This window comes from Acetobacter malorum (genome assembly GCF_002153605.1).
In the GTDB taxonomy this organism is placed as follows: domain Bacteria; phylum Pseudomonadota; class Alphaproteobacteria; order Acetobacterales; family Acetobacteraceae; genus Acetobacter; species Acetobacter malorum_A.
In genome coordinates, this window is the sequence record NZ_JOPG01000071.1 from 1 (window position 1) to 215 (window position 215).

1 protein-coding gene is annotated in these 215 nt (G+C 63.7%); it reads left to right on the plus strand.

What is annotated here, in order from left to right:
* Nucleotides 1-215: 1-deoxy-D-xylulose-5-phosphate synthase N-terminal domain-containing protein (locus HK23_RS13935; protein WP_306300695.1), on the plus strand; the 215-nt coding region annotated here is incomplete at both ends.

A 215-nucleotide genomic window follows, 5' to 3' on the forward strand; every position in this document is an offset into this window, starting at 1 on the left:
CGTTTTCCTGCTCTGGACCGGGTGAGCTACCCGTCTGACATGCGGAACCTCTCGGTCGAGCAGCTCAAACAGATTGCGGACGAGCTGCGGGCCGAGACCATTGACGCCGTCTCCACCACCGGTGGCCATCTGGGCGCCTCTCTGGGTGTGGTGGAACTGACCGTGGCCCTGCATGCGGTGTTCGACACCCCGGCCGACAAGGTGATCTGGGATGT